This window comes from Christensenella timonensis, from assembly GCF_900087015.1.
In the GTDB taxonomy this organism is placed as follows: Bacteria; Bacillota; Clostridia; order Christensenellales; family Christensenellaceae; genus Christensenella; species Christensenella timonensis.
Window position 1 is genome coordinate 234,760 of the sequence record NZ_FLKP01000002.1, and the last position, 23,886, is coordinate 258,645.

The following is a 23,886-nucleotide window of genomic DNA, read 5'->3' on the forward strand; positions in this document are numbered from 1 at the left end:
TTGACCAATAAACTTTACTTTTTCAATCAAGCTTATTTTGTCTAAGAACACCTGAAAAGGTGTTCTTTTTTTGTCGCTTGAAAAAGTAAACCTTTACAGACAGAGCTCAAACATCTCGCGGATCACAGCCTCGTTATAGCCGTATTCCTCTTCTTCGCCCCATGCGCGCGCCGTCGCAAGTGCGTCCGGCGTCATCTTGTCGATCGCCTCCGGATCCGTGATTCCCGCCTCGCCCAGCGTTACCGGCGCACCGATCTTCTTGAACCAGGCCTCGATTGCCGCGATCCCCGCGCTCGCCGCGATCATATCGTCTTTATCCCGCACGCCGAATACCTCACGCGCAAACTGCGCGTATTTCCCTGTCCGCTCCTTCAGGTAATACCGCAGCGTTGCCAGGATCGTCACCGACATCGCCGCCCCGTGCGGCGTATCGTAGAAGTTCGACAGCGAATGCCCCAGGATATGGATGTTCGAGTTTGGCAGCCCGAACCCGCAATCGTAAAAGCCGCACCATGCATATGACGCCTGCCACATCATCACCGCTCGCGCGTCCTTGTCCTGCGGATCCTTCAAAAGCCTGTCCATACATTCCATGATCGAACGGATCCCGCCTTCGCAGAAATGATCCTGGTACGGCGCAAACTCCAGTTGGTGCCCTAAGTAATGCTCCAACAGGTGCGATACGATGTCCGCCGCCGAATACGCCGTCTGCCGGATCGGGATCGTGTACGTCAGCTCCGGGTCTAAGATGCATACCCGCGGCTTCATCACCGGGCTTACGAACCCATCCTTGCGCCGCAGCGTCTCGTTGGTGATCACCGCCGTGCCGTTAAGCTCCGAAGACGTCGCCGGGATCGTCACCACCACGATCACAGGAATCGTATCTTCGATCGCCGCTTTGCCCGTCGGAAAATCCCACGGGTCGCCGTCGTACTTTGCCGCCACGCCGATGAACTTTGCTTCGTCCATCGCGCTGCCGCCGCCAAGCGCGATCAGAACGTCCGGCTTTTGCTCCTTCGCCATTTTGATCCCATCCGCCGCATGCTCCGCCGTCGGGTTGCTCTTTACGCCAAAGAACTCCAGGAGCTCGACCCCTGCCGCGTCGCAGCTCTTTTTCACCTTATCGTAGAATCCTACCTGCTTTACAAAATCCTCGTCATACGTTACAAGCATCGCCTTTTTCCCAAAGCCCGCTGCCTGCTCTCCTACCCTTGATACCTCTCCCTCGCCGAACACGATCTTTGTCGGCATTTCAAATTCAAATGCATACATAATTCCATCTCCTCCTTTATTTTTTCACTTGGTAAAAATGGTCTCCGGCTCCCTTAACCGTGCTTCTTGCGCAGAAGATACCGCCGGCTCCTTCATTTGCTTTCAATTCTTCGTCGGAATAACGATATTTCGCAGTGGCCAGGTAAAGATCCTTCATATCGTCACCGCCAAACCCCGTGCAGCACGCATATCCCACCGGGATTTCGGTCTTCTCCTTCAGCTCCATATCCTTGTCCCACACGGAGACTTGCTTTGTCCAGTGACAGACATAAAGGTTATCCTCGCTGTCGATGCTCATGCCGTCCGGCATCCCGAGCCCGCCAAATTCGATCATCACCCTGCCCTTGCCCACAGGGCCGCTCTTGATATCATAGTCATAGCCGACCAGCGTCTCGTTGAAGGTGTCGATCACGAACATCCTGGTCGCGTCCGTATTCCATACGATCGCGTTATATTGGTTGATTCCCTCTTCCAAAACATGCACGCTTCCGTCCGTATCTATCATGTAAAAGCCGCCCAGCATATCGGGACGGTATTCGTCCGTGCCATACAGCTTGGAAACAGTGCTGGTAAAGATCCTGCCCGCAGGGTCGATACGCGTATCATTGTAACGGTTGGCTTCGTTCCCGTTTTCCGGGTCACACAGGAATTCAAGCTCCCCGCTCCTTAAATCAAGCAGGTGCATGCCCGTTTCCAGTGCGCAGAACAGCTTGGTTTCGTCATCCGTCGGGACCGCGCTGCCAATGAGGGCGTTCGTCCGCCATATTTCCTTTTCCCCGCTTTTGGGATCGTAACGGTGCACGTCGCCCGTAAACAAGTCTGTGTAATAAAGTTTACCGATCCTGCTGTCCCAAATGGGTGTCTCCGCTATTTCCAAACTTGTATCCAGCGCCAAATCGAATTTCATAGATAGTTCCCCGATCGTTTAATTTTGTTAATATGATTAACTTTGATAAATTTGCACAAGATTACTTCAATATTGAAAACATCTATACAAATATTTTGTTTTTCATTTTGTTTTACTTCGCTGAAATCTTGTGAGAATTATTCTTTTCAAATGTTAATCGTATTAAAAAAAGTTAACATTTACTTGTTACTTTGATTAAAACACAAATGTTTTATGAAGTCAATTGCTTTTTTTATGGAAACTACGCTTTTTTGCCAAAATAAGTTAACATTTGGATATTACGTTTACATTTGCTTGACATTCGTTAACATATCCTTTACTATCATATATGGAGGGTTTTGCCTATATAAAGAGAAATGAGGACAGGACATTGGCATTTTCCGTTGAAGAGAGATACGACCTAAAAATTAAAATTTCACATTTATATTATATGGAGGATAAGACGCAGGCCGAGATTTCAAAAATGCTGAATATTTCCCGCCCGACGATCGTCAAAATGCTCAAGGAAGCCAAGCAGGAAAAAATTGTGCGCATCCAGATCGCGGAACCGCGCCAAACCAACGCCTTTTTGAAAGACGAACTTGCCCTGCGCCATCTTTTGGGGGTCGAGGACGTAAAAATCGTCAATGTTCCCAGCGAGAACCGCGATATCATCGACGACCGCATCGGCAGCGCCACGGCGACCTATACCGCGAACCTGCTCAAAAGCGGCAGCCACATTGGCTTTGGCTGGGGCCGCACCCTGGAATGTTTCGCGGAAAAGGTCAAAACGACCAATAAAATCAAAGACGTCGAATTTATTCCGTTGGTCGGCGGACTTGGCACCAACAAGGAAATCAACGTCCTTTCCAACGCCTTATGTGAAAAGGTCGCTTCCAATTTTCCGCGGAGCACGGTACGTTATTTATACGCGCCCATGATCGCAACCAACATTTTGACGGCGCAGGCGTTTTTGGATTCCCAGCCGTTAAAAAATATTTTTGATAAAGCAAAGCAGCTGGATATGGCTGTCGTCGGCATCGATGGGGAACTGGGACATTCCTCCACCATTGAGAACGTACACGCTACAGATTCGGATGCCCTGACGCGCGGCGATATCGAAGACCTCAAAAATGCCAAGGCGGTAGGCTGCATCTGCGCGCGCTTTTACGACATCAGCGGCGCACCGTGCAATACCTCTTTAAACCAGCGCGTGATTGCGGTCAATACGGCAACGCTCAAGAGCATCCCCACCGTGATCGCCGCCGCCGGCGGCAAATATAAGGTTGACGCCATCATCGGCGCGGCAAGGGGCAAATTGTTTAATGTGCTCATCACGGACGAATACACGGCAAAAGGCCTTTTGGAACGCCTGACGCCGGAAGAACAATAATTTAGAGGGGTTTTATCGATGAAATACTTTCTCGGGATCGACGCCGGTACCAATGGTGTCAAGGCGATCGTCATAGGGGAAAACGGCTATCTTGCCGGTATGGGTTACGAGGAATATAATATGATCACGCCCAAATACCATTATGCGGAAGAAGACCCCGCCGAATGGTGGTCTGCCTGCAAAAAGGCAGTCCGGGCCGCCGTCAATTCAAGCGATGCAGGCAAAAAGATCGAAGCGGTCGGTATCACCGGCCAAATGCTCGCGACCACCTGCCTTGACCACAATCTAAATACCATCGGCAACTGTATCATCTGGCTCGACCAGCGTGCCACCAGGGAGAAGGCATGGATCGAGGAAAACATCGGCAGCGATATCTTTTTGGGGATCACCGCCAACCATCCGCTTCCGGGTTTTTGGGCGCCCAAGCTGATGTGGATGCAAAAAAACACCCCGGAGGATTACGAAAAAATCTATAAAGTCCTGTTCTCCAAGGATTATCTCCGCTTCATGATGACAGGCGATATTTCCACCGAGGTCACGGACGCGTCCGGTTCGTTTTTGTTCGACGTTCCCCGGCGCGAATGGTCGGACGAGCTTTTTTCCATGTGCGGGATCGATAAATCCATCGTACCCGAGCGCGTGCTTGAGTCGTGCGATGTCGCCGGTTATTTGCAGCAGGACATCGCCGCGGAATTGGGTTTGAAAAGCGGCATCCCGGTTGTCGCAGGCTGCGGCGACCAACAGGCCGGCGGCGTGGGCAATGGCGTCATCGAGGCCGGCATGGTTTCTTCCACGATCGGCGCTTCCGGCGTTGTGTTCGCGGCGATGGATGCCCCTATTGCGGACAAGCTGCCGCGCGCCGCGCTTTCCATGTGCCATGTACAACAGGAGAAATGGTGCCTTTTCGGTTGTACGCTGGGCGCAGGCGGTTCCTTCAAATGGCTGCGCGATTCCATGTTCCCTACAGAGAAAAAGGAACTTGCCTCCCTGGGCAAGGATGTTTACAACTATATGAGCGAGCTTGCGCAAAATGCCAAGCCGGGCAGCGAAGGCCTTTGCTTCCTTCCCTACCTGAACGGCGAACGTACGCCGTATTCCGATCCGAACGCTTCCGGCGTATTTTTCGGCATCACCTACCGGCATGGGCGTGAGGAACTCTGCCGTTCCGTGATGGAGGGCGTTACGTTCAGCTTGCGCGATACGCTTGAGATCCTGCGCGAGTACGATATCGAGGTCAATGAGATCCGGGCAGCCGGCGGCGGCGCGAAAAGCCGTCTGTGGCGGCATATCCAGGCGGATATTTTTAATGCCTCTATCTTGAGCACCAGCATCAAGGAGGCTCCCGCATGCGGCGTAGCGCTGATGGCGTCTGTCGGCTGTGGGGCGTTCTCTTCTTTAAAAGATGCCTGCAGGTCGATCATCAAGATCACCGGCGAAATCAAGCCCAATCCCACGAATGTGGAAATCTATGAGGAATATTATGGGACATACCGTTCCCTGTATCCCATTTTAAAGGATACCTATGCGCGCCAGGCAGAGCTTGTCGTCAAAAACAGCGAGCGCTTCGACTACTGATATCCATACGCATATAAAAAAACACGGCTGCCGCCGTGTTTTTTCTTTTACGCTTTCTCTGCATCCTCTGTGCGGATCTGCACCCGCCGAATCTTCCCGCTCACCGTTTTGGGCAGTTCCTCCACAAATTCCACTACCCGCGGATATTTATAAGGCGCCGTTACGTTCTTCACGTGCGTCTGCAATTCTTTTTTCAGTTCCTCGCTCGCCTGATACCCGCGCGCAAGCACCACCGTCGCCTTCACAACCTGCCCGCGCACCGGGTCAGGCACTGCGGTCACCGCGCATTCGAGTACGGACGGATGGGTAAGCAGCGCGCTTTCCACCTCAAACGGCCCGATCCGGTATCCCGAGCACTTGATCACATCATCGTTCCTGCCTACAAACCAGAAATAACCGTCCGCGTCGCGCCACGCCGTATCGCCCGTGTTATAAACGCCGTTCTTCCAACAGCGGTTCGTCGCTTCCTCGTCCTTGTAATATTTCTTGAACAATCCCGTCGGATGCTTCTGATCCGTATTCTTCACAACGATCGAACCGACGACCCCGTCCTCGCACGAATTTCCATCTTCATCCACAATATCCACATCGTACAGCGGCGACGGCTTTCCGGTCGAACCGGGCTTGATCGGATCCCAGCCAAAATTCGCAATGAGCACGCTCGTTTCCGATTGCCCAAAGCCCTCGGTCACGGCAAGGCCTGTCATCTCCAAAAAGCGGTTGTACACCTCCGGGTTCAACGGTTCCCCTGCGATCCCCGCATGCTTGATCGTGGAGAAATCACAATGGCTCATATCTTCCTTGATCAAAAAACGGTAGATCGTAGGCGGCGCGCAAAACGTCGTCAGCTTCAGCCTGTCGATCGTTTCCAGCATTTTTTGCGGATTGAATTTTTCCGTATCATAGGCAACGATGACCGCCCCGCAGATCCACTGCCCATATATTTTGCCCCAGCCGAACTTTGCCCAGCCGGAATCAGAAACCGTCAGGTGCAGCCCGCCGTCCTCTACCTTCTGCCAATATTTCGCGGTCACGATATGTCCCAGCGGATAGGTGAAATCGTGCAGGATCATTTTCGGCATGCCCGTCGTTCCCGACGAAAAATAGATCAGCATCGGGTCGTCGTTCTCGTTCCTGTATTCGCGCGTCCAGTTTTCGTCGGCCGCGGCCAGTTCCGCCCTTAAATCGTACGCCCAATCGGGGATGTTCTCCCCCACCACGCCTACGCTTTTAAGCGTCCGGCATTCTCCCAGCGATTGCCGGACATGCTTGAGCATCTCCTCGTCGTCCACCGCGCACACCATCTTGACTTCCGCCGCGTTGCAGCGGTAAATGATATCCTTGGGCGTCAACTGGAACGTCGCCGGGATACAGATCGCCCCCAGCTTATGCAAGCCTACCATCATAAACCAGACCTCCGGGCGCTGCTTTAACATCAGCATGACCGTATCGCCCTTTTTGATGCCCTTATTTTTCAGCATATTGGCTGCCTTGTTGCTCATCCGGCTGATATCCCCAAACGAGAACCTCTTTTCGTTCCCGTCGTCATCGCACCATACGAGCGCGCTCTTTTGCTCATCCCGCTGCGCCCATCCGTCCACGATATCGTAAGCGAAATTGAAATGCTCTGGAATATTCAGCTTGTAATTTTGTTTAAAATCATCGTAATTTTCAAATTCCGTCCTGTCCAAAAAACGTTCTATCATGTACCTGCCCTCACTCGTTGATGATCGTCAAAAATTTAGCCTGCCCACCTGCCGCCCGCTGTCCGTGCGGGATCGCCGGGTTAAAGTATATGCTGTCGCCCGCCCGCAGGACAAATTCGCGTTCCCCGATCACGATCTTGATGCTTCCCTCGAGGACATAATTGAACTCCTGTCCGCCGTGCGTCACCAGCTCTGCCTGCTCGCTGGGGGAAATGGTTACGATCATCGGCTCCATATCGCGGTGCTTGTAATTGTACGCCAGGGAAGTAAATGAATATCCGGGGTAGCGCTCCACACTGACGCCCGCTCCCCCTCGTACGATCGTATATTCGTCCATGCGAGGGGCTTCCCCTGTCAAAAGCTCGGTCGGGTCGACTTTAAGCTCCGCCGCCACGCCATAGAGCACGCCGATCGGGATATCGTCCTGGGCGTTTTCATATTTTTTATATTCTTCCAAGCTGATCCCAACTTTTTTTGCCACTTCTTCCTGCGGGATCTCAAGGATATCCCGCAGCTCGCGTATCCTTGCCGCGATCTGTATCACCTGACTGTTCATCGCTTCTTCCTCTTTTCTGCAGTTTTGGGGGATTAAAAATACCCTTTTATTGTAGCCTGTTCAAAAAACACTGTCAATGCAGGCAAAATAAAAAGCCGTGCTTTAAGCACGGCCCTCATCCTTTCCATTTTATCCTGCCCGTACCTTTTTGCGCTTTCTCCTCCAGAGGAATATTCCCACTCCCGCGGCGAGGGCCGCAACGATGACCACCAAGACGATATTTGCATAAACGCCGATCGCGTCCGCGATCACTTCCCACGAAGCGCCCGCAAAAACACCCAGGTTCACCAGCACCAGGTTCCACACGAACGTTCCCGCTGCCGTAAACAGGACGAACTTTCCCATGTTCATTTTCGTCATGCCCGCAGGGATAGAAATCAGGCTGCGGACGATGGGCACGAACCGGCACAAAAAGACCGCCTTTGCGCCTCTTTTTTCAAACCACGCCTGCGCTTTTTCCACATCCTCGGGCTTTAAGCGCAGGATACGCCCCAGCCTTCCGTTCAGCCAGCGTTCCAGCCGCTCCGCATTTAAAATACGCCCGATCCCATAAAGCACCAGCGCTCCCGCCAGCGAACCGATCGTCGCTGCGATCACGACGCCCCACATATTCATATTCGTATATGTCGTCATGAAGCCGCCGAATGTCAAAATGACCTCGGACGGAATCGGCGGAAATATATTTTCAACTGCGATCAAAAGGGCGATGCCAACATACCCAAACTGATCCATCAGGGAAATGATCCATTCCATCTCCTGTGTCCTTGCCTTTCTTATGGTCAATACCCACAGGATACCCCCCATTTCTAAACGATCTATAAACAATCCCTAAAGAATCGCGCAACCTTTTCTTCGTTGCCTGCCAATGCTATAATATAACCTATGAAAATCGCAGCCGTCCTCAAAAAATTTTCAGGCAGCGAGCAATTTTATCATTGCCCCGTCTGCCATGCGCCTTTTTCCTTAAGCGAAAGCGGCAGCTTCCTGTGCCCAAACGGGCATTGCTTTGACCTGTCCTCCAAAGGATATGTCCACCTGCTGCCCGGCGGTGCGGGACGCGACGTTCGCTATGGCAATACATTGTTTTCCAGCCGCAGCGCTGTCTTTCAGGATGGCTTTTATGAGCCTGTGGCTCTTGCACTGCAGGAGATGGCAATGCGTTTTATGCCGCCGCAATGCCCGGTACTGCTCGACGCGGGCTGTGGCGAAGGGTACTATTCCCTCTTTTTGGCGCAGGAGGGTACGCTGCAGGTCTACGGGGTAGACAACGCCAAGGAAGCCATCCTCTTTGCGGCAAAAAAAGCCGGGAACGCCCGCTTTGCGGTTGCCGACCTTGCGAGCCTTCCCATCGCGGACAATGCCGTCGGGATTCTCCTCAATGTCCTCGCTCCTGCAAATTACAGGGAATTCACACGCGTCCTCTGTCGGGGCGGCATGATCCTCAAGGTCATTCCGGGTGAGCATTACCTGCGCGAGCTGCGCGCATGCGTATCCGGGGAACTGCAGCACAAGGCCTATTCCAATGACAAAATAATCGGCCATATGGCGCAGCACGCCGATATCGCCGATCACAAAAGCCTTCAATATACGCTTCCTGTCACGCAGGAGCAGCTTACTTCCTTTTACCAGATGACGCCCCTGACGTCCCATATACCCATCGGCAACGCCGATCTTTCAGGCGTCAAAGAGATCACGATCCATTTAGAGCTGCTTGCCGCTCATCCGCGGAAGCGGTAGCCGGAACCCCACACCGTTTCAATATACTTTTTGCCGTCACGTTCGATCTTGTCGCGGATGCGGTTGATGTGGACGGTCACGGTCGCCGTGTCCCCCAGCGAATCCATATCCCATATCCTGTCAAACAAAGTATCTTTGCTGAATACGATATTGGGATTGGAAGCCAGGAACGCCAAAAGCTCAAACTCCCTGTTTTTGAATGCCACTTCCTGCCCGTCCAGAAAGACCCGGCGCGCCCCCATATCGATCGTAAGCCCGTCCGTTTCGATGACCTTTCCTTCCTCTTCCTTTTGCGTGCCTTTCAACCGTTCGTACCGCGCGATATGCGCATTCACACGCGCCACCAGCTCGGAAGGGCTGAACGGTTTGACCAGATAATCGTCCGCTCCCAGGCCCAGTCCGCGTATTTTATCGATGTCGTCCCTGCGCGCCGAAACCATCAGGACGGGCGTATCCATCTTTTCCCGCAGCCGCCTGCAGATCTCAAACCCATCGGCGCCGGGCAGCATCACGTCCAGCACGACCAGCGCATAGCCGCCTCCGAGCGCTTCTGCAAGGCCGTCCGCCCCTGTAAAAACGTTCTTGACCTCATATCCGTTCGCCTGCAGATAGTCCCGCTCCAGCTCCGCTATGCTTTTGTCGTCTTCAATGACCAATATCCGTTTCACGCCCTATTCTCCTTTTCGCGGCAGGATAATCTGTACCGCCAAGCCAAGCCCCAGCCTCCCCTGCGCGGTGATACTCCCGCCCATACGTTTTATGATACGGCGCGCGATCGAAAGGCCCAGCCCGCTTCCCTTTGCCGCATTCCCCCTCGCCGGGTCGCTGCGGTAAAAGCTCTCAAATATTTTTTCCGCTTCCGTCTCACGGATCCCTATCCCGTTGTCGGAAAACAAAAGCCTTAAGCTTCCCCGGCCTGCGTCCTCCAGAACGACATTGATCCTGCTTTTGACGGACGTATCCCTCTTCCTGTACTTTATGCTGTTATCCGCAAGGTTCTTAAGCACGCGCCCAAGCTGGGCGCGGTCAATATCCACCCACACATTTCCCCGGCACCTGTTTTCAAATACCAGCTCCATGCCGTACTTTTGTACTTTAAACCGCAGTTCCCCGCAGCAATCCGCAAGATAGGCCGCAAGGTCGATACATTCCATGTGGAAAGGCATTTTATCCGTGCCGAGTTTGGAGAATAAAAACAGATTCTCCACCAAATGATCCATATCGCATGCCGTATCATAGATCGTCCGCAGGTAATGTTCCTGTTTTTCCGGCGTATCTGCGATCCCGTCCACAATCCCGCTCACATAGCCTTTGATCGATGTGATGGGCGTCAATAGGTCATGGGATATCCCGGCGATCATCTCCTGCTGCTCCCTCGCGTATTTTTGCTGCAGCAACATGGATTCTTTCAGCCGCCGGCGCATATCGTCAAATTCCTCGCACACCTGCCCCAGCTCGTCCCGCGAACGGAAACGCACCGCATAGTCCAGGTTGCCGTTGCGGAGCTCCCCGGTCGCCCTGCCCAGTTCTTTTAAAGGCGCAAGGATACTCTTTGACAGTTTCCTGGAAACCATGACCCCCGTCACGACGATGATCAGGATCGCCGTGCCGCCAATCGCTACCAGCAGGATTTTCAACTGCGTTTTTATCTGCTCGAAGGCATAGTATTCCCCAGCATCGTACGCAAGCCCCCTGTTTACCGCAAATACGGAGTACTCTTTCCCATCCGCGCTTGTCTGCGTCCGGTATACGAACCCTTCTTCGTTGCGCAAGAACAACGGCCCAGCCCCGCCGCCTGCGCCGAGCGCTGCCGCATCCTGAAGCATTTCCTGCTGCGAAGCGCCCTGTGTGAGGTAAAGGACATCCTCCCCCTCGGAAACGAGGATATCCGTCCCAAATCCTTCCATATCTTTACACGTCTCCAGGAAAACCGACCCCTGCGCAAACGGCTGCGGCTTTTCGGCGATCTCTTCGCTTAAGGAATCTACCATCAGCTGCAGTTGGTAATTTGTCATCTTGCTGCTGAATTTCTCCACGGCCGCAATCGAAATCCCCGAACCGGTACCCGCCAGGATCCCTACCAGGATCCCCAGCATAACAAGTAAAACGATTATCACCGGAATGACGATCATCATAAAGTTTGACCATGTAATTTTCTTCTGGATGGATATATCTTTGAACTTCAAACCGCTTTCCCCTGATTTTCTGCTTTTGCTATATGTATACCATGAAAGCAACAGAAATACAATGCATGTTTACGTCAAAAAGCGCATTGTAGAAACCATGGACGTCACGATCACAAGGCTGATGACGATCGAAAGCGAATTGACCATACTTGCCACCGCAACGTTCCCCTTGAGCTTTTCCGTAAAGATCGTATTCAGTACCGCCATCGGCGCAAAGGCAAGGATGACCATAATGTTGCGCACCGTCTGGCTGAACGGCAGGCAATAATAAAACAGGCAGGCGAGGCCGGCCGCAAATATAAACCGTATCACGAGGATCAGTACCGCATCCTTTAAATATTGCTTTTCGATATTGATCTCGAACATCATCCCGATCATGAGCATGGAACAAAAGCCGTTTGCCTCGCCAATGACCGACGTAACACTCACGATCCCTTCCGGCGGGCGGATTCCAAGGATCACAAGCACGGTCATGAGCAGGTAGACATCGAGCGGCACAGAGGTAAACATCGATTTCAAGGTGTTCCTCAGCACATGCTTTTTTTTGCCGCTGGCCACATTTTGCACCAGCGCATAGGTCGCCCCGGTACACATGATAGAATTTCCCGTATCAAACATGCAAGCCACGACAACGCCGTACGGCCCTAAGATATTCTGTACATACGGCAGCATAAAGCATCCGATGTTAAAGCCCGAGGTGTTGAGCATAAAAAACGCCTTTGTTTCCCTGTCCTTTTTCCGCATGGATAGATATCCGATACCGCTTAACGCCAGGTTACACGCAAGGCCGATCGGGATCAGGTATAAAAGGGATACATCCAGATCAAAGCTTGCGAAACTCGTGATAACCGCAGCCGGGAGGGTAAGATTGAATACCACCTTCGAGAGGATCCTGTAATCCGTGGGTTTGAATACACCTATTTTTTTCAGGACATATCCCAGCACAATGATCACGACGAACGCGATCGCTTTTAAAAGAACGCTTTCCATACACTCATCCGGCCGGAGCCGGTTCCCCTTCTATTTCAGCAGCGCATACATGCACGAATCCTGCACGCGCCCTTCCTTATATACCGAACGCCTTAAAATCCCTTCCAATACGAATCCCGTATTCTCCAGGACCTTCCTTGACCCGGCGTTTTCCGCAAAAGGCTCCGCAAAAATGCGCACAATATCAAGCGTTTCAAATGCCAAGGTGCAAATCTTTTGTACTGCCCGCGTCATGATCCCGCGCCTCCAAAAAGGCTCCGCCAGCCAATACCCAAGCTCCGCACTCTTACAGTAAATATTGTCCTTTGTAAATACGCCGATGCTGCCTATCGCTTCGCCCCCTGCCTCGACTGCAAGCATAATATCCCGCTTCGGGTCGGCCGCAAGGCACATATCTTCAATAAAAGAGACTGCATCTTCCCTGGTATAGGGAAAAGGCAGCCCGTCGCGCAGCCATCGCTGCACATTTTTGTTGTTGATATAACGCGCAACGCTATCTGCGTCCGCTTGTTTCCATTGCCTCAACACAAAGTCCATTTCGCCGCCGCCTTTCCATCTTTTTTAGTATATACCAGCGGCGTAAAAAAAGCGATATTTACTTTTCGTAGATATAAAAGCCCTGTCCGCTTTTTTGTCCCAGCAGCCCGCCGCGCACCATTTTCCTGAGTAACGGATGTGCACGGTACTTATCGTCACCTGTTTCCGTTTGTAAAACTTCCATGATCGCCAGTACTACGTCCAGCCCGATCATGTCCCCCAGGGCCAGCGGCCCGATGGGATGGTTGGCCCCAAGCTTCATGGCCGTATCGATGTCCTGCACCGTCGCTGCGCCGTCCGCATACACGCCGATGGCCTCGTTGATCATAGGGATCAATATCCGGTTCACGACAAAGCCTGCATGTTCCTTGACGCATACCGGCGTTTTACCAATATTATGCGACTCCTGCATGATACGCGCCGCAACCCCGGGGTCGGTATGCATACCCGATACGACTTCGACCAATTTCATAATATTCGCCGGATTAAAAAAATGCATACCCAGGAAACGTTCTTTATGGCAAAGCGCGTTCCCGATCGCCGTGATGGAAAGCGACGAGGTGTTGGTCGCGAGGATCGTATCCTCCTCTACGACCTGTTCCAATGCCTTGAAAATTTCCTGCTTTGCTTCCATGCTTTCATAGATTGCTTCAATAACAAGTTCGCTGCCTGCGCATACGCCAAGTTGATCCGTGAAAACGATTTGCGAAAGGATTTTTTCCTTTTGCCGTTCGCTGATTTTTTCTTTTTTCACCATATACTGCAGGGAACCTTCTATAATCCCCTTTCCCCGTTCAACATATTCCATCCCTCTGTCGCAAAGCGCTACCTCACAGTCCGCCATTGCAAAAACCTGTGCAATGGAAGCTCCCATCGTGCCCGCACCGATCACTGATATTTTTTTCATATGTTATTCCCCCGAAAAATATTCTGTTTTTTCCTTACGGTTGAAACTACGCATGCCCCTCTTCTGGTCATTCGTCAAAAACAACTGTGCAAAATACATGTTTTCCGTTTCATAGTCGTGACGCTTCATAGATTTTTTGGCGTTGCGTATCCCGAGCGGCGCATTTGCGCACAAGTTTTGAGCCAGTTCCATCACCCGCTCCTCAAACGCATCTTTTCCAAAACATGCATTAACCAATCCACATGCCGCAGCCTCCTGCGCCCCTAATTTTTTCCCTGTGAAAATCAATTCCGCAGCGCGTCCATAGCCAATCAACTCTTTCAGGCGTACCGTACCGCCAAACCCCGGCATGACGCCGAGCGTCGTTTCCGGCAGCCCGAATACCGCGCTCTCGTCGGCAATGCGGATGTCGCACGCCAGCGCGAGCTCCATTCCGCCGCCCAGCGCATACCCGTTTACCGCCGCGATGACAGGCTGTTCCAGCTGCTCGACCATATGAAACGCCTCGCATCCCAAACGCGCAAAGGCGTTCGCTTGCTGATACGTCATATTTTCCATCGCGGCAATGTCCGCACCCGCCGCAAAAGCCTTTCCCTCTTTGCTGCCCGTAACGACCACGCACCGTACATCCTTTTGGCCGTTTATTTTCCTGCATATTTCCTGCAATTCATGCAGCATCCGTTCATTGATTGCGTTTCTTTGCTTCGGGCGGTCAAGCGTAATCAGCGCAATACCGCCTTTCTTTTCCAGTCTGATTGTTTCCATACCGCTCACCTGCACAGGGAATCCCGCTCAAAAACCGTCGCTTCGCCCATTCCGCCGCCGATACAAAGCGTTGCCAGTCCATACCTGCCGTCCCGCTTTTCCAGCTCGTGCAGCAGCGTCACCGCAATGCGCGCTCCGGATGCGCCGATCGGATGCCCGAGCGCGATCGCCCCGCCGTTAACGTTAACCCTGTCCCTGTTTGCGCCGATCTCCTGCATAACTGCGATCGCCTGCGACGCAAAGGCCTCGTTCGCTTCGATCAAGTCCATGTCATCTATACCTAGGCCCGTATTTTCAAGAAGCTTCTTTACCGTAGGAATTGGCCCTGTCCCCATGACCTGCGGGTCGACCCCGCATGACGCGCATCCCAGCCATTTGGCCTGTGGAACCAACCGGTGTTCCCTGACAAAATCCCCGGACGCAACCACCATCGCCGCCGCCCCGTCGTTTAAACCGGAGGCATTTCCCGCCGTAACCGTTCCTTCCTTTAAAAACGCCGGGCGCAGCTTGCCGAGCGCCTCTTTCGATGTTTCCCTGATGTATTCGTCCCGCGCAAAGAAAAGCGGGCCGCCCTTTTTCTGCGGGATCTCCACAGGCAGTATCTCGTTTTGAAAGCGGCCTGTTTGTGTGGCGCGAAGCGCTTTTTCCTGCGATTCCAACGCGAATTCGTCCTGCATCTGACGCGTGATGCCGTATTGCTGCGCAACGTTTTCCGCCGTCATTCCCATGTGGCAATCATAAAACGCATCCCATAGTCCCTCGTGTACCATGGAATCCACCGCCTTCATATCGCCCATTTTCTGCCCCCAGCGGATATCCATCGTATGCGGCGCACGCGACATGTTTTCCATACCGCCGGCAATGATACACTGTGCCTGGCCCGCGCGCAAAAGTGCCGCCGCGAGGTTTATGGCATTGAGGCCCGATCCGCATACTTTGTTGATCGTCATGGCCGGGCTTTCCTGCGGGATGCCCGCACGCATCGCCGCCTGGCGGGCCGGGTTCTGCCCGAGCCCCGCCTGCAATACGTTACCCATCAAAACCTGGTCGATTTGTCCCGCTCCGATTCCCGCACGCTCATACGCGCTTTGAATGACCAGTGCGCCAAGCTTTATCGCCTCTGTATTTTTAAGGCTTCCCCCAAATGAACCGATCGCCGTGCGAACGCTTCCTAAAATGTAAATATCCTGCATGATTTTTTCCTTTCTTTGCCGGGTAAACAAAACCCGCTTATCTTTTGGTTAAGCGGGTTTTCCTGGGCATCCCGTGTGGTCTGCTCCCCACTCAGACGAACACGCCGACACCACTGGAGGGTTATTTTCTATTCTGCTGTTGCCCTGGTCATTCTGTCATATTCGCAGTTTTTTCAGTGTCTTTTCCTGTAATTTTAGCAAATAATTTTTTGAAGCCCTTGACGATCGGCTGAATCACCCCGTTGGGCAGTACAAATACGATGACGACAACCAGGATGCCGAATACAAGCTGTCTGTACAGCTCCGCAGCACGCAACAATTCCGGCAGGAAGGTTACGACCACCGACCCGACGATCGGCCCGATCACCGTTCCGCATCCGCCGATCATAACCGCAAGGATCGCGTTCATGCCGATTCCCGCGGCGAAGGTCGTCGGATTTACGAAATTCATATAATGCGCATACAGTACGCCGCCGATGCATCCCAGAACCGCGCTTAATTCAAAAGCCAGCAGTTTTGTACCGGTGGTATTGATCCCCACAGCTTTTGCCAGGTCTTCGTTTTCGCGCAAGGTTACAATTGCCCTGCCTGTTTTGGATTTAAACAGCCTGTAAACAAACAACAGCGTCAGCACGGCGGCAATGAGCACGATGTAAAAATATCCTTCCCGGGAGGAAAGCGGCAGCCCCAGAAAATCGCCCTTTAAAGGCGGGATGGAGAAACCCTGCACGCCTCCGGTTACCTCTTGCCATGCTTTCATGACCGTAAACACAAGCATGGTAAACGCCAGGGTAACGATTGAGAAATAGTGCCCCTTTGTTCTAAGCGACGGGATCCCGATCGCTGCTCCGACCACCAAACCGATCGCGACCGCCATCAGCATGCCCACCGGCATGGAAAGCCCCAACTTGCTCATGAGCAGGCCCGAAACATATGCGCCTATCCCATAAAATGCAACCTGGCACATCGATACATACCCTGCATAGCCCTGGATAATGTTGAGGCCAGAGGTCATCACGATCCAGATCAACGTCACAATGATCAAATGCAGATAATAGGACGTAGTAACGATCTGCGGCATCAGTAACATGACCACCAATACGATTATTGCGACCAGGCCGGTGATCAGCGACCTCTTTTTCGATTTTTTCAACATAGAATTTCTCCTTCCTTATGATACAATGCGGACGGTTGCCGCCTTAAGTTCTTTCATGAATCAGTCGTGTAAAATCATAAGGGCTTTTGCGCAATGAACTACTCGCTGATTTTAAAGCCGTCGCCCCATTCTTCCGCGCGGCGCGCATATTCCGCCACCACTTCCGGCGGCACCTGCTTATTGGTCGTCAGCATGCCCTGATTGTTAAGCTGCCTTTGTACCTTCCGCACGTCCACATCCTTTGGCGATACGCCGTCCTTGACCGCGATCGCCGCAGCGGCTCCCGCCGCCTGTCCCGTCGTCAGGCTGGGCGTACAATAACGGATCGCGCCCCACGTGATGAAATCGAGCGAGGATGTACCGCCTGCCGCGAGCAGGTTGTCGAAATCTTTGGAAAGAAGACAACGGTATGGGATATCGTACGGCGTCACATTAAACTTAAAATGATGTGACCCGTCCGGGAAGAAAAGATCCGGCGGCATATTGCAGATGGATACGGAATCCTCAAATGTCCTCGCACCATACATATCTTCTTCCTTCAATGTATATTCGCCGACAATACGGTGTCCGTCCCGAAGAAGCGCGCACGACGGCGTCTGCTCGATGCGGGAATTTTCAAAGCCGGGAACGTTGTCTTTTAAGAGTTCCCAACACGACCATGCCTGCTTGCGCATATCCTTTTCCGCATGCGAGACGACTTCTACCTGCCACGGGTGCTGTCCCTTTTCCAATTTATAATAAGGATTGATGATCCATGCGCGTCCGTCCTCATATTCCGTCAGCAGGCAGGAATTGCGCGGGGAATACAGCTTTCCCTCTGCGCGTGCTTTCGTAAAGAGCTCCTTCCCTTTGACCCAATAATCCCATTGCTCCGGGTTCGCCTGCGCGAATTCACGGAACTTGTGGTAATCGATATTACGGACGAAAAATCCGTATCCGAGGCCCATGTGCATGCCCTCAAACGGGCCGAACCTGTTGTCCGGATAACCATTTTCGCCGGTCACACTGGCGCCCGATTTCCATGCGATGTGCGCGATGCCCGTGCAGTCGATGATCGTCTTGCCGAGAACGGCCTGGCGCCCTTCCAGGCTTTCAATGATTACGCCCTTTAAAGAGTCGCCGTCCACGATCGCGTCTGCTGCCAGCGCATGGAACACAACCTTCACACCCGCCTTCTCCATCAGGTTATCCACTAAATATTTATAATATTCTCCGTCAAAGAAGATGCTTCCAAATTCATTGGCCCAGTGGTCGCGTACCTGACCCGGGCTGTTCTTATGATTCATACCGGCCGCGATGATATCATCCATGATCTCCTGTACGATACCGCCCTGGATCCGGTCGTCCACCCATGCAAAGGAATCATCAAAGGCTGCCGTCTGGCTTCCGCCAAAAAAACCAAAGCGTTCGATAATGATCGTTTTAGCGCCGTTGCGTGCCGCCGAGATCGCTGCGCCGATGCCCGCCGCGCCGCCGCCGATTACAATTACATCCATTTCTTCGCAAAGCAGCGGAACCTCCCGCGAGCTTTCCTGAATCGTTTTCATTGTTTGGTTTCTCCTTGCATTTATATTTGGTTCTCGTAAAGCTTAAGCCTGTCGTGTTCTTTGTTTTGCTCCGGAGGCCCCGCATGGCGGGGCCTTCCGAAACAGGTCTATATGATGGTGACAATGTGGACTTTGATTAAGCTCCCGGATAGGTGATCCCTTCCTGTGCGCAATATTCTTTCAGGTAATTGTGCAGGAATTCCGGCCCGATCTCTTTGCCGATCGTGCTTTCGTATGCCCAGTTCTGCTCATCCATGCTCCACTTGGAAACCGTGTACGGATGGTAAGCCTGGCCAATGTCGTCAAAGAGCAGTCCGCCGTCAAGAGCCGTATATTCTACGATCACCCGCGGGTCAAGGTCTTCCACTTTTACTTCCTTCAGCGCGTCGTTTACCGCTTTCCAGTCCGTTGTACCGGCGTTCTGCATTGCCGCCATCAGGATCCAGAAGTTGTCGTATGTGTTTGTCGCCGTCTGGCTCGGGTTCTCCCCAAACTTCGCTTCATACTTGGCAATGAATTCATCGGACTGTTTGCCGTTTTCGCCGCCTGCTTCCGCAACCTGCGGACGGATCGCATAGCTGCCGTCCATCTGCTCGTTCGTGCAGACTTCCAGCCACTGCGGGCCCGTGCCGGAGGAATAGGTAACCATCGGCATCGTGGAGCCGAGCTCACGCAGCTGGCGCAGCGCCATAGCGGATTCTTCAATGTTGCCGGCCATATACAGGCCGTTTGCCCCTGAGTTTGCAATGTTCGTCATCTGTGCGAGCAAATCGAGATCCCCCGCGTTCATCGTTTCCTGCGCCACCACTTCTACGCCAATGCTTTCAAACGCCTTGATGACGTTATTCGCATGGACACTGTATCCGGTGTCGTTGAAGAATGCCAGGACAGCAACCTTGTCAACGCCCAGTTCGTCTTTGATGTATGTGCAGTCTGCCACAGGATCATAGCAGTTTGCCGTCGCGCTGCGGAACGTGTTTTCCGGCGAATACAGCAGGATCTGCGGCGAACGCGCGTTGCCGACCAGCATCGTGACTTCTTTGCCGGGGATCTGCTGTACGGCGGAGAGCGTCGGTGTGCTGGAGCTCCAGCCCAGGATAAACTGCACCTGGTCAACGTCCATCAGCTTCTGAAGCGTGGAAACGCCTTCTGTCGCGTCGCTCTTGTTGTCATAGGTCACGACCTCGATGTTGTACATGTCGTCGCCGATTTTGATTCCGCCCGCTTCGTTGACTTCCGACGCGGCCAGCTCTACGCCGTGCGACGCCGGCAGCCCGTAAGGAGCGCTCGTCCCTGTCAGCGAATCGTCTACGCCGATCTTAAGGACTTTGTTATCGCTGTTACCGGCATCCGCAGCGGGCGATGCATCGCCTCCGGACGATGCCGCCGCACCGCCTTCGCTTGCTGCCGGGGCACCGCTTCCCTGTTCCGCCGGTGCGCCGCATCCACCAACCAGTGCGACGACCATCAGTACAGCCACAAGTATAGCCAATACTTTCAAGTTTCCTTTTTTCATTCCTTTCAATCCTCCTGTATTTTTATTTACTCTTTTCTTTTCAGAAAACTGTTTAACTCATTTATTTGGTAGTCGCGCCGCGTTTGCCGAACAAACCGTTCGGTTTGAAGATCAGCACCAGGATAATAATGATGAATCCAAACAGGTCTTTATACCCGGCAGAGATAAAGCCTGCGCCCAGGCTCTCGACAATACCCATGATGAGGCCGCCGACAATAACGCCGGGAATACTCCCGAGGCCGCCCAGGATCATAACCGCGAAACCCTTCATAACGATATCGCCGCCATAGGACGGGAACATTTGCAGCAAGCTTGTTACAAAGATACCGCACAGCCCCGCAAGCGCGCTGCCGATTGCGAATACGGCGCCGCTCGTTTTGTTTACGTTTACGCCGACCATCGTAGCCGCTTCCCTGTTCTGCGCCATTGCGCGGATGGAACGCCCCAGTTTGGTCTTTTTCATCATAAAGGCCAGCACGCCCATCAACGCCAGGTTGATAATAATGACGTACAGGCGAAACGTGGTGATCGAAATCGGCCCAATTTGGATCGACGTATTCCCTACCGCCTGGATGGACACCGGGTCAGGCCCCCAAATCAGCTGGCAGAGATTTTCAAAGATGAAGAGCAGCCCCAGTGCCAGGATAAAGATATTGATCGGCGGCCCTTTGATGATGACCCGATAACAGTATTTTTCCAAAAACATTCCTAAGAGCGCGCATCCGGCGATTGCAAGAACTGCGGCGAGGATCCACGGTACGCCGAGCATCCTGGCGAAGGTATATCCGATATATCCCCCTACCATAACGACAGAACCATGGGCAAAGTGCGAAATCCCGAGGATTCCGTAAATCTGCGATAATCCCATACCGATCAAGGTGTAAATACTTCCTGTAACGATGCCGTTCACGATTTGCTGAAGAAGTATAGCATTATCCATAATTTCCCTCCTTTAATATTGATCTGTTTCCTGTCCCCGGAGGGACGTGTCAGATACCGAGATATGTTTCCTGAATCTTCTGGTCCTTGGATAATTCTTCCGCTGTGCCTTCGATTACAATATTTCCGGTCTCCAACACATAAACGTAATCAGCCAGATCCAGCGCCATCTGCGTATTCTGTTCCACAAGCAGCACCGATTTGCCGCGGCTGTTTATATTCCTGATAATTTCTCCTACTTCTTCCACCAGGATCGGCGCAAGTCCCCAGGACGGTTCGTCCAGCATCAGCATGTCCGGCCTTGCCATCAGCGCCCGCGCGATGGCAAGCATTTCCTGCTCGCCGCCGGAAAGGGTGCCCGCCTGTTGGTTTGTCCTGTCCTTGAGCCTCGGGAACCAGCCGAATACCTCTTCGATGGAATCGGAGATCTCATTCTTATCCGTGCGCGTATATGCGCCCATGATCAGGTTTTCATATACCGTCATCTCAGGGAAAAGCTGCCTTCCTTCCGGGCATAGGGATAACCCGCTTTTGGTGACCTCGTGCGACTTCATTTTATTGAGCTCCGTACCATTCCACTCAATGCTGCCGCTTTTCGCACGCATCATCCCCATGATCGTTTTCATGGTCGTCGTTTTTCCGGCCCCGTTTGTCCCGATGAGTACCGTGATTTTCCCTGTCTGCGCAGTGAAGGACAATCCATGCAATACTTCAATGCTTCCATAGCAGGTTACAAGGTCTTTGACTTTAAGCATGTTTTGTACTCCTTCCCAGGTAAGCTTCGATAACAGCTTCATCCTTTTGTATTTCTTCCGGCCTTCCCTCGGCTATCTTCTCGCCCAGGTTCAAAACGACGACATGGTGGCATACTTCCATGATCATTTTCATATGGTGCTCTACCAGCAATACGGGAATCCCCCCGTCGCACACCTTACGGATCAGTTGTACCAGGTCGGCGCGTTCGTCCTCGATCATGCCTGCGCACGGTTCGTCCAGCATCAAAAGCTTGGGATCGGTAGCCATGGCAATGGCAATCATCAGCCTTCTTTGATCAGCGCTGGTAAGCGATCCAGCGCGCACTGCCATTTTTTCCTTCAGCCCGACAAATTCCAACAGCTCTTCGCTGTGCTGTACAACGCGCTTTTCTTCCTTGAGCGTACCCGCGATCCCGAAAACCCCTGTGACGAAATTTGATTTCATCCTGCAATGGTGCGCCGTCACAACGTTTTCCACTGCGGAAAGATCCGGAAACACACTGCTGATCTGGAATGTCCGCGCGACACCCATACGCGCGATCTTGTGGGAAGGCATGCCGCTGATATCCTTATCTTCAAATATGATTTTTCCGCTCGTGGGTTTGTGTACGCCCGTGATCAGATTAAAGCAGGTTGTCTTGCCCGATCCGTTCGGGCCGATGAGTCCCAATATCTGGTTTTCCTCGACATTGAAGGACACATCCTTTACTGCGGCCAGACCGCCAAAGTATTTTGTTACATTCTCAAAACGGAGAATCATTTAACCATTCCTCCAAATCATTTAGTCTTATGGGCAGCAGATTTGTCGTAGCCAGCTCCTTTCGCCTGCATCACAGCTTAAGGCCCCTGTTCCACGTCTTTGTCCGCCATTTATATTCCTCTATCACCTCCGGCGACAGTTGTTTGTTCGTCGTGACCATCCCCTGCTCATGCAGCGTATCCTGCACCTGCTTTACATCGATCTCCTTAGGAGCGATCCCCTGCCTTGCGGCAAGCGCCGCCGCTGTTCCGGCCGCCTGTCCTGTGCAGATGCTCGGCGTGCAATACCGAAGGGCCGCCCAGGTGACCAGGTCCATCGATGCCGATCCGCCGGCTGCCAGCAGGTTGTCAAAATCCTTGGACAGCATAGAGCGGTACGGGATATCGTACGGCGTTACATTATAAACGAACTGGTGGCTTGCATTGGGAAAAAACGGATCCTGCGGCATGTTGCAGCACGCGATGGAATCGTCGAAGCTGCGCGCGCTTTTCATGTCGTCGTCCGTAATCGTATATTCCCCTACGATCCTGTGACCGTCGCGCAGCAAAAGCCTGACCGGTGTCTGCTCGATTTTCGCATTTTCAAAGCCCGGGACATTTTTCTTGAACGTTTCCAAAATAGACCATGCCTGCTTACGCTGGTCGATCTCCGCTTCGCTCAAATCCTCTTCCATCCACGGGTGGCGGCCCTTTTCGATGGGCTTATATGCGCCGATAAACCAGCAGCGTCCGTTTGCATATTCGATCATGAGCGTACTGTTACGCGGTGTATAAAGCCTGCCCGCTTCCTTTTCCTGTACGAACAGCTTCCTTCCCTTGACCCAATAATCCCATTCATCCACGTTCTGTTCCGCGAATTCGCGGAATTTTTTGTAATCCACGCCGCACATCCAAAAGCCATAGCCGAATCCCATGTGCATGCCCTTGAAAGGCCCGAAACTGTTGTCCGGATATCCTTCTTCTCCCGTCACGGAAGCCCCCGAGAGCCACGCGATGTGCGCAATACCCGTACAATCGATCACCGATTTTGCAAGGATCGCCTGACGGCCTTCATGCGTTTCCACCATGATGCCCTTGAGGGAATTTCCGTCCGCGATCCCCGTTGCCGCCGACGCATGGTAAAGCAGTGTTACCCCCGCTTCTTCCATCATCGCTTCAAGCATCAGTTTGTAATATTCTTCGTCAAAGTAAATGCAGCCCGTTCCCGGATTCCAGTTGTCGCGCATCAACGCCACGCTCGGGTTAAACGTCGCGCCCGCTTTTTTCAGGCGCTCAATGATCTCCGCAACAATGCCACCCTGGATGCGGTCGTCTACGAATGTATAATTATCGTTATGCGTCAGCGTCTGGTTTCCGCCCAGGCAGCCGTACTTTTCGACCAATACCGTTTTAGCGCCGTTGCGCGCCGCCGCAAGCGCCGCGCCGATCCCCGCAGGGCCGCCGCCGATCACAACTACGTCAACATCATATAAAACCGGTACTTCCTTAGAAGCTTCCAATATTGTTTTCAT

Annotated in this window: 22 protein-coding genes; 3 read left to right on the forward strand and 19 right to left on the reverse strand. The window is 52.7% G+C overall.

Going from position 1 to position 23,886, the window contains the following annotated elements; all coding sequences use genetic code 11:
- Positions 1-93 precede the first annotated feature (93 nt).
- A complete protein-coding gene (locus BN6471_RS02605; RefSeq protein ID WP_066645242.1) occupies positions 94-1,272 on the reverse strand; it encodes an iron-containing alcohol dehydrogenase in 1,179 nt (392 codons plus the stop codon).
- Positions 1,273-1,288: 16 nt separating this feature from the next.
- Positions 1,289-2,179: an SMP-30/gluconolactonase/LRE family protein gene (locus tag BN6471_RS02610; RefSeq protein WP_066645244.1), complete on the reverse strand. Its 891-nt coding sequence runs from the start codon at positions 2,177-2,179 to the stop codon at positions 1,289-1,291.
- Positions 2,180-2,549: 370 nt separating this feature from the next.
- Between BN6471_RS02610 and BN6471_RS02615 the strand changes: the two genes are divergently transcribed.
- Both BN6471_RS02615 and xylB read left to right on the forward strand, forming a co-directional pair.
- Positions 2,550-3,551 (forward strand): sugar-binding transcriptional regulator, encoded by a 1,002-nt coding sequence (locus BN6471_RS02615; protein WP_066645246.1) that lies wholly within the window; start codon positions 2,550-2,552, stop codon positions 3,549-3,551.
- Between the two features lie 18 nt (positions 3,552-3,569).
- A complete protein-coding gene (xylB, locus tag BN6471_RS02620) occupies positions 3,570-5,126 on the forward strand; it encodes a xylulokinase (RefSeq protein WP_066645248.1) in 1,557 nt (518 codons plus the stop codon).
- A 47-nt stretch (positions 5,127-5,173) separates the two neighbouring features.
- Here xylB and BN6471_RS02625 read toward each other — a convergent pair whose 3' ends face one another.
- From BN6471_RS02625 to BN6471_RS02635, 3 genes are all read right to left on the reverse strand, one after another.
- On the reverse strand, positions 5,174-6,832 hold the full coding sequence (locus BN6471_RS02625) for an AMP-binding protein (RefSeq protein WP_066645250.1): 1,659 nt from the start codon (positions 6,830-6,832) through the stop codon (positions 5,174-5,176).
- Positions 6,833-6,842: 10 nt separating this feature from the next.
- Positions 6,843-7,388 (reverse strand): helix-turn-helix domain-containing protein, encoded by a 546-nt coding sequence (locus BN6471_RS02630; protein ID WP_066645252.1) that lies wholly within the window; start codon positions 7,386-7,388, stop codon positions 6,843-6,845.
- Between the two features lie 129 nt (positions 7,389-7,517).
- The gene (locus tag BN6471_RS02635; RefSeq protein WP_066649689.1) at positions 7,518-8,141 is read right to left on the reverse strand and encodes a DedA family protein; all 624 of its coding nucleotides are present in this window, start codon (positions 8,139-8,141) and stop codon (positions 7,518-7,520) included.
- A 129-nt stretch (positions 8,142-8,270) separates the two neighbouring features.
- Here BN6471_RS02635 and BN6471_RS02640 point away from each other — a divergent pair, with 129 nt between their 5' ends.
- Positions 8,271-9,125 (forward strand): putative RNA methyltransferase, encoded by an 855-nt coding sequence (locus BN6471_RS02640; protein WP_066645254.1) that lies wholly within the window; start codon positions 8,271-8,273, stop codon positions 9,123-9,125.
- Here BN6471_RS02640 and BN6471_RS02645 read toward each other — a convergent pair.
- From BN6471_RS02645 to BN6471_RS02710, 14 genes are all read right to left on the reverse strand, one after another.
- Positions 9,107-9,793, reverse strand: a complete 687-nt coding sequence (locus BN6471_RS02645; protein WP_066645255.1) for a response regulator transcription factor — start codon at positions 9,791-9,793, stop codon at positions 9,107-9,109. The two genes, BN6471_RS02640 and BN6471_RS02645, sit on opposite strands and share 19 nt — an antisense overlap.
- Before the next feature lie 3 nt (positions 9,794-9,796).
- On the reverse strand, positions 9,797-11,311 hold the full coding sequence (locus BN6471_RS02650; protein WP_066645256.1) for a sensor histidine kinase: 1,515 nt from the start codon (positions 11,309-11,311) through the stop codon (positions 9,797-9,799).
- 69 nt (positions 11,312-11,380) lie between these two features.
- Positions 11,381-12,301: an AEC family transporter gene (locus BN6471_RS02655; RefSeq protein WP_066645258.1), complete on the reverse strand. Its 921-nt coding sequence runs from the start codon at positions 12,299-12,301 to the stop codon at positions 11,381-11,383.
- A 30-nt stretch (positions 12,302-12,331) separates the two neighbouring features.
- Positions 12,332-12,838, reverse strand: coding sequence for a GNAT family N-acetyltransferase (locus tag BN6471_RS02660; RefSeq protein WP_066645260.1), 507 nt, complete (start codon positions 12,836-12,838; stop codon positions 12,332-12,334).
- Between the two features lie 58 nt (positions 12,839-12,896).
- The gene (locus BN6471_RS02665) at positions 12,897-13,745 is read right to left on the reverse strand and encodes a 3-hydroxyacyl-CoA dehydrogenase family protein (protein ID WP_066645262.1); all 849 of its coding nucleotides are present in this window, start codon (positions 13,743-13,745) and stop codon (positions 12,897-12,899) included.
- A 3-nt stretch (positions 13,746-13,748) separates the two neighbouring features.
- Entirely contained in the window at positions 13,749-14,510 is a 762-nt protein-coding gene (locus BN6471_RS02670) for an enoyl-CoA hydratase/isomerase family protein (RefSeq protein WP_066645264.1), read from the reverse strand.
- A 5-nt stretch (positions 14,511-14,515) separates the two neighbouring features.
- On the reverse strand, positions 14,516-15,703 hold the full coding sequence (locus BN6471_RS02675; RefSeq protein ID WP_066645266.1) for an acetyl-CoA C-acetyltransferase: 1,188 nt from the start codon (positions 15,701-15,703) through the stop codon (positions 14,516-14,518).
- A gap of 148 nt (positions 15,704-15,851) precedes the next feature.
- A complete protein-coding gene (locus BN6471_RS02680; protein ID WP_066645267.1) occupies positions 15,852-16,859 on the reverse strand; it encodes a branched-chain amino acid ABC transporter permease in 1,008 nt (335 codons plus the stop codon).
- Between the two features lie 98 nt (positions 16,860-16,957).
- Complete coding sequence (locus BN6471_RS02685; protein ID WP_066645268.1) at positions 16,958-18,406, reverse strand: FAD-dependent oxidoreductase; 1,449 nt, start codon at positions 18,404-18,406, stop codon at positions 16,958-16,960.
- A gap of 136 nt (positions 18,407-18,542) precedes the next feature.
- Complete coding sequence (locus BN6471_RS02690) at positions 18,543-19,922, reverse strand: ABC transporter substrate-binding protein (RefSeq protein ID WP_066645269.1); 1,380 nt, start codon at positions 19,920-19,922, stop codon at positions 18,543-18,545.
- A 61-nt stretch (positions 19,923-19,983) separates the two neighbouring features.
- Positions 19,984-20,862 (reverse strand): branched-chain amino acid ABC transporter permease, encoded by an 879-nt coding sequence (locus tag BN6471_RS02695; RefSeq protein WP_066645270.1) that lies wholly within the window; start codon positions 20,860-20,862, stop codon positions 19,984-19,986.
- Positions 20,863-20,911: 49 nt separating this feature from the next.
- Positions 20,912-21,616, reverse strand: a complete 705-nt coding sequence (locus BN6471_RS02700; RefSeq protein WP_066645272.1) for an ABC transporter ATP-binding protein — start codon at positions 21,614-21,616, stop codon at positions 20,912-20,914.
- Entirely contained in the window at positions 21,609-22,376 is a 768-nt protein-coding gene (locus BN6471_RS02705) for an ABC transporter ATP-binding protein (protein WP_066645273.1), read from the reverse strand. The genes BN6471_RS02700 and BN6471_RS02705 overlap by 8 nt, the downstream gene beginning before the upstream one ends.
- Positions 22,377-22,446: 70 nt before the next feature.
- Positions 22,447-23,886 carry an FAD-dependent oxidoreductase gene (locus BN6471_RS02710; protein WP_066645274.1) on the reverse strand — a complete coding sequence of 480 codons (1,440 nt, stop codon included), beginning with the start codon at positions 23,884-23,886 and terminating at the stop codon, positions 22,447-22,449.